This window comes from Achromobacter sp. 413638, from assembly GCF_043119405.1.
In the GTDB taxonomy this organism is placed as follows: domain Bacteria; phylum Pseudomonadota; class Gammaproteobacteria; order Burkholderiales; family Burkholderiaceae_B; genus Achromobacter.
This window is the reverse complement of record NZ_JBICCO010000149.1, coordinates 1-6554: the sequence shown is the minus strand read 5'-3', so window position 1 is coordinate 6554 and position 6554 is coordinate 1. Positions and strand designations below refer to the sequence as shown.

Below are 6554 nucleotides of genomic sequence, written 5' to 3'. Positions count from 1 at the left end.
TTCGCACAACCATCCGAGCGGAAACCCCGAGCCGAGCGCGGCTGACCGGGCGCTGACCCAGCGGCTCAAGGAAGCGTTGGGTCTGGTGGACGTGCGCGTGCTCGATCACATCATCGTTGCGGGCAACGAAACGGCATCGTTCGCCGAGCATGGGCTGATCTAGCCCAAGGGGCTTCGGCCCCTTTTTGCTGCGCCTGGTGGCATAGCTATGGCCCTCGCGGCCTGATGCTCAGGCCGTCGCAACCTGAATCATCTCGTCGTAATGTTTCTTGTCCACCTCTTCCAGCCACTGGAAGATGTTCCCGATGACGCTGTGGCTTTCGCCTGCCAAGTTTTCTGCGGATTCCTCTGTTATCTCAATAACGTCGCTATGTGAATACTTATTGATAAAGCGGTAGATTTTTTCTTTAAGCTCTGGTGTCGTGATGGTGCAATCTTTTAGGCCAGCCTCCATCAATTGACTAATGTCGCTTCGACGCCTTGGATATTTGAAGGTGAAAAACGATTCAACAAGCTTTCGGGCGAGGTTGGCGGTCAAGAACGCCTCATCTCGATTGAGTGTTGTGTGCGCCCTATATTCGTAGAGCTTCTTGAAGATATAGTGGTACTCGGAACCGTAGTTCTTGAGTGAGTCGTCGGCATCCACAAGTAGGGAGTGACGAGGGGAGCCAGGTGGCGCATCCAGGCGATAAAAGAAGCAATTCTCGGCGTTGCCTTTTTTGACTCGATTCCTATTGGTGCCAGTGAACCAGTCTCTCACTAGCTTAAAGTAAGTGAAGTTGTGAGTCAGCACAAAAAGTTGCTTGGCTTCAGTGCATTGCGTTCTCAAAAACGAGTAGGCGTGAAACAAGTGATTAGAATCAAAGCTTGAGACCGGATCGTCAACGACGACGATCGTATCCTTGATGTTATTTCCATTTTCTTTGAGCTTCGTGATGAAATAGACAAATGCAATCGCAGTTTTCTCACCTTCGCTCAAATTCCCATCGTGCTCACCAACCCCGTTTCTGATGATCTCATAGCCTTTCTTCTTCTGATTGAAGTTCAGGCAAAGCTCAGAGCGGCCAATGAAGCGATGCAGGATGTCATTGAACTCCTTTGCCCCGACCGTTTCATTCGAGAGCGCCGCTTCTATGGCTCCGACCTCTAGACTAATTTTTTCAATTTCCTTATGGTCGTTCTTTGCTTCTGACTCAAGGTCATTGCACTTCTTCTCACTTCCAGCATAGTCAAACTCTTGCACCTCAGCCGCAGCAAAGTGAAGCTCCAGTGCCACCTTGCTTTTTGAGGTCTCAGATTTGAAATTTGAAGTCTTATTGTTGTGCTTTCCAACGAGAGCAACAATCGATTTCAGGATGTCATTGAAATTGGTGACATCGTCTTCAACCACATCCGAGATCTGAATGTCTGTCTTCCCAGGGTCTGTGATCTTGGCCTTCAGGGCTTCCCGCCAGGCGTCGATTTGCTGGTCGATCTTTTCAGCAGCAGTTGCGTAGTCCTTTTGAAGCTTCTCTGCCTCGGCCGATAGTTCTTTATAAAACTCGGTCGATGCGGGAAACTGATTAGCTGGAGCGCCTTGAGATTCAATCCATGTCGCCGCGTTCTGAAGTCGGCTCTGAAACTCCGTGAACTCCTTGCTGAAGTGGGCAGCAAGCGCCTCGGCACGAAGCTGGGCGAACGGAGAGCCGCAGAACTCGCAGGATTGCGAGTCGTGGTTTTTATGGATTTCCAAGCCTGCTTGAACCCATTCGCGGATTTCCGGGTTATCGGTCAGCCGCTGGATTGCTTGATTGACCGCCGTAGTCCCAATCAAATCTCTGATGCGGCCCGCCGCTTTCTTAAAGTAGTCCGGCTCAATGGCCGTTGAGGCGAAAGCAATGCTTGGAAGCTGATCTGGCTTGGCGGCATTCGTAAGGTCGATAACCCTCTCATCTGGAAGAACCGACTCCGCCTTGATAATTGTCTCGCCGTTATTCTGTATGAAGTTGAAGAGCTTGCGGCGGTCGTAATTCAAGTAATAACTGTCGCTCGTATCAATCGCCTGAAGTCCAAGCTTCATTTTCTTGGCAGCATTGGTCAGGAACTTCTCTAATGCCTCACGCTGCTTCTTGATATCGCTTTGCTTGTCGTCGTGAGCCTTCTTTTTCGACTGAAGCTCGCTCTTCAGCTTCTCCAGCTTCTGCAAGTCATCAATCTTCTCTTTCGCAATAAGAAGGATGCTCTTTACGGATTTGTCCCAATCAATGTTCTCATGCACGAAGCGTTGATTGAAAACATGAATATTCAATTGGGATGAGTGGAGTGTGGATTCCGTGATCGTTGAGCCATCCTCCAGAACTACTGAAAATTGGCCCGTGCTGAAGCGGGGAACCATCGAGCGAAGCTCAAAGCAAGAGAATAGATTCGATAACGTTGACTTGCCTGTTCCATTCCAACCATAGACCAGGTTGTACCGGCCGAACTTTTGGATCTTCGTTCCATTGAAGTCGCTGAAGATTCCGAACTGTTTGAGGCGGTTGATGCAGACAATCATCTCTATATCTCCGTGTTCTTGCTTTCCCATCATTTGCTTGCGAAACAAATGGTAAACGAAGAGTCCTCTTGCGTCTCCGCTTCGCGGATCGCGCTGCTCCAGGTTCGCTAGTCGCTCATCCCTGGCGGGACTGGCTTCGCCAGCCTTCCGCATCGCTGACGCCTACGGCCCGGCTTCCAGCTTCGGGCCTGCGCGCTTCGCTTGCGTGCGGTCAGCACAAAGGGATGGCCGTTGCCTTGTCCAGCCGTCTCCCCTGACTTCATCACCTTACCCGCGACCGTAGCCCGCGACCGTGTGCCGTCAAGGCGCGCAGGGCCGTGTCCTCGGCTGCGCCTGCGGGCCGCACCAACCCTGCGCTTGGCTCCTTGACGGCCCCCGTCCGCGCGCTCCTTTGGGCGCGGGCGATGAACTCAGGAAAGACGGTGGCAACAGGGCCAACCGGGTTCCTCGTGCCGACCGCACCAAACAGCCGAAAGGCTGGGCTCCGAATCTAGAAATCCGGTGTGCGGTGTGAACAGCAAACCTCTTTTGTCAGGAGAAAGACCATGCAACTCGCATCCCGTTTCGCTTTCCGCTCCCCCTCGCTGCGCAGCGATTACCCGCTGTCCGACGACCAGATTCACCGCGTGGCCCCGTCCATCTTCGCGGATGCCCCGCACGAGAGCCGTTCGCAGCGGTACGCCTATATCCCCACCGCCGCCGTGCTGACCGAGCTTCGCAAAGAAGGCTTCCAGCCTTTCATGGTGACGCAAACCCGCGTGCGCGACGAAGGCAAGCGCGAGCACACCAAACACATGATTCGCTTGCGCCATGCCAGCCAGATCAACGGCGCGGAGGCCAACGAAATCGTGCTGCTGAACTCGCACGACGGCACCAGCAGCTATCAGATGCTGGCCGGAATGTTCCGGTTCGTGTGCAGCAATGGCCTTGTCTGCGGCAACACCGTGGCCGATGTGCGAGTGCCCCATAAAGGCGACGTGGCCGGTCTGGTCATTGAGGGGGCTTACGAAGTCTTGAGCGGTTTCGATCGGGTGAAGGAATCGCGCGATGCCATGCGCGGCATCACCTTGGACGATGGCGAATCCGAAGTGTTCGCCCGCGCCGCGCTCGCCCTCAAGTACGACGACCCCGACAAGCCCGCGCCCATCACGGAATCGCAAATCCTGATGCCGCGCCGCTTCGACGACCGCCGCCCCGACCTGTGGAGCGTGTTCAACCGCACCCAAGAAAACCTGACCCAAGGCGGGCTGCGTGGCCGCAGCGCCAACGGGCGCCGACAGCAAACCCGCCCGGTGCAGGGCATCGACCAAAACATCCGACTAAATCGCGCCCTCTGGCTGCTGGCCGATGGCATGCGCCAGTTGAAAGCCTGAATCCCCACGCGGCAGGGGCAGGCAGCAGCCCTTGTCGCTTTCTTCGCTGCTGCATCCCTGAACCGATAGGAGTTATCACCATGAACGCCGTTACCCAAACCGAAGCCCGCGCCATCAACACCGCCGCCGCTATCCCGCTGGAAGCCGCTGATCCGACCAAGAACCTGATTCTGGTTCCGCTGTCGCGGCTGGTGTCGCGTCCCACTGGCCGCAACGTGCGCAAGACCCCGCGCATGTCCATTCCCGAACTCGCCGCCAGCATCCAGCGTGTCGGCCTGCTGCAAAACCTCATCGTGATTGCCGCCGCCGATGGCGAGCATTACGAGGTCGTGGCCGGTGACCGTCGCCTCGCAGCGTTGAAGCTGCTGGCGAAAAAGCACCGCATTAGCAAGGAATGGGAGGTGCCTTGCCTGCTGGTGGCCGATGGCACCGCCCGCACGGCCAGCCTCACCGAGAACGTGCAGCGCGAAGCCATGCACCCCGCCGACCAGTTCGAGGCGTTCGCCGCGCTCGTGGCCGAAGGCCGCAGCATCGAGGACATTGCAGCGGATTTCAGCGTCACGCCGCTGGTGGTGCAGCGCCGTCTGAAACTCGCCAACGTGTCGCCGCGCCTGCTGGCCGACTACCGGGCCGAGGCCGTGAGCCTTGACCAGTTGATGGCCCTCGCCATCACCGACGACCATGCTGCGCAGGAAGCCGCGTTCTACGATGCGCCCACATGGCAGCGCGGCCCGCACAACCTGCGCGACCGCCTGACCGAACGCGAAATCGACGCCTACCGGCATCCGCTGGTGCGCTTTGTCGGGCTGGACGGCTACGAGCAGGAAGGCGGTGGCATCCGCCGCGACCTGTTCGCGGAGGGCGACAAAGGCGTGTATCTGACCGATGCCGCACTGCTGGAACGGCTGGCGCAGGACAAGCTGGCAGGTATCGCCGCCAAGGTGCAGGCCGAGGGCTGGGCGTGGGTGGATGCCACGCCGGGCATGACCCATGCCGATCTGCAAGCCTTCCAGCGTGCGCCAAGGGAACGCCGCAGTCCGAACAAGCGCGACGCGCAGCGCATCGAGAAGCTGCAAACCAAGCTGCACGAACTGGCCGAGGCGGTGGATGCCGCGCTGGACGACGAGGACGAGGAAAAGGCCGATGCCTTGCAGGAAGAAGGCGAACGCCTGGGCGAGCAGTTGCAGGCGCTGGAAGATGGCTTGCTGGACTATGCGGCCAACGTGAAGGCCGCAGCCGGTGCCATTGTCACCATCGACCGCGACGGGCAGGCCGCGATTCATCGCGGGCTGCTGCGCGAAGCGGAGGCCAAGGCACTGCGCACGCTGGAGCGGCTGCGGCAGGGTTTCGGCAGCGAAGGCGAAGCCGCGAACGAGGACGCAGGCGAGGACGACGAGCAGCCCAAGACCGCCGCCATGTCTGACCGACTGGCGCAGCGGTTGAGCGCGCACCGTACCGCTGCGCTGCAAATCGAAGTTGCACGGCATCCGCAAGCAGCGCTGGCCGCCGTGGTGCATGGCATGGTGCAGACCGTCTTGCAGGAAAGGCACTACGGGCACGACCTGCCGCTGGGTGTGCGCCTCACGGTGCAAGACCGGCTGGAAGGCATGGCCCCGGACTGGCCGGAATCACCCGCCGCCGTGGCGCTGCGCGAACTGCAACAGGTGGCAGGCGAAACCTTGCCGGAGGACAGCGCCGAACTGTTCGCCGCGCTGCTGGCGAAATCACAGGATGAACTGGTGCGGCTGTTGGCCGTGTGCTTAGCTTCCACGGTGGACGTGGTGACGCCTCGCGCCACGCCGCACCAGCCCGGCGCGGAACTGGCGCAGGCCGTGGGGCTGGATATGGCCGCGTGGTGGCAGCCCACCAATGAGGGTTACTTCCGGCATGTGCCGAAGGCCGCGATTCTGGAAGCCGTTGGCGGGTTCGCGCCCTCGCACGTCACCCGACTGGCGAAGTTGAAGAAGGGCGACATTGCCAGCGAAGCCGAACGGCTGGCCGCTGGCACCGGCTGGATGCCCGCCATCTTCCGCTCCGAAGGCCCGCAGCAGACCGGGCAGGACGCGCCGGCGGATGGCGAAGCCGAAGCACAGGAAGAAGTGGCCGCCGTGGCGGATGACCAGCCGCAGGCCGAGGCTTTGGCCGCGTGACTTCGCACCGTAGATAGCGCCCCGGTTCCGGCCGGGGCGCTTCATGTTGAGGATGCCTGCCATGACCCACCAACCCGCAAACCGCCCCCGCATAGCTGCGACCTATGCCTCCGGCACGGTGCGCGCCCGCCGCTGGCACGGCGACGGCGACGTGCGCGGCTACCGTCCGCCGCGTGGCTGGACGGCCCGCGCCGACCTGACCGATCTGCATCCCCTCACGGGCCGCGCCTTGCCGCGCGCCGTGTGGTGGATCATCGAAACCAAGGAATAACGAGCCGCACCGGCCCCAAGCCGTGCCGCCTTGGGGCCGGTGGTCGAAAACTCCGGGCGCGGCGGTGGCCGCGCCCGGTTTCACTGCTCAAAGCCAAAACGCCCCATCGCCGCCTTCGGACAGGCGGCGATGGGGCCACGCACAAGGGCGCTCGTGCGCGAAATCCACGAAGCCAGCAAGTGTGGGGGGGGCTCGCGCCGCCCCCCATTATACCCAGACCCCCCCCC

The 6554-nt window shown here is 59.9% G+C and carries 5 protein-coding genes; 4 read left to right on the top strand and 1 reads right to left on the bottom strand.

All coding sequences use genetic code 11. From position 1 onward, the window contains the following. Window positions 1-163: JAB domain-containing protein (locus tag ACEU5R_RS31570; protein WP_331430939.1), on the top strand; the 163-nt coding region annotated here is incomplete at its 5' end. Between the two features lie 66 nt (window positions 164-229). On the opposite strand, the gene ACEU5R_RS31565 is transcribed toward ACEU5R_RS31570, so the two are convergent. Further along, window positions 230-2686, bottom strand: coding sequence for an AAA family ATPase (locus ACEU5R_RS31565; RefSeq protein ID WP_001223964.1), 2457 nt, complete (start codon window positions 2684-2686; stop codon window positions 230-232). Between the two features lie 392 nt (window positions 2687-3078). Between ACEU5R_RS31565 and ACEU5R_RS31560 the strand changes: the two genes are divergently transcribed. From ACEU5R_RS31560 to ACEU5R_RS31550, 3 genes are all read left to right on the top strand, one after another. Next, window positions 3079-3906 carry a DUF932 domain-containing protein gene (locus ACEU5R_RS31560; protein WP_003092327.1) on the top strand — a complete coding sequence of 276 codons (828 nt, stop codon included), beginning with the start codon at window positions 3079-3081 and terminating at the stop codon, window positions 3904-3906. Window positions 3907-3986: 80 nt separating this feature from the next. Then, window positions 3987-6056 (top strand): ParB/RepB/Spo0J family partition protein, encoded by a 2070-nt coding sequence (locus tag ACEU5R_RS31555; protein ID WP_000994919.1) that lies wholly within the window; start codon window positions 3987-3989, stop codon window positions 6054-6056. A 61-nt stretch (window positions 6057-6117) separates the two neighbouring features. Next, window positions 6118-6327: a hypothetical protein gene (locus tag ACEU5R_RS31550; protein WP_022580212.1), complete on the top strand. Its 210-nt coding sequence runs from the start codon at window positions 6118-6120 to the stop codon at window positions 6325-6327. The last annotated feature ends 227 nt before the right edge of the window (window positions 6328-6554 follow it).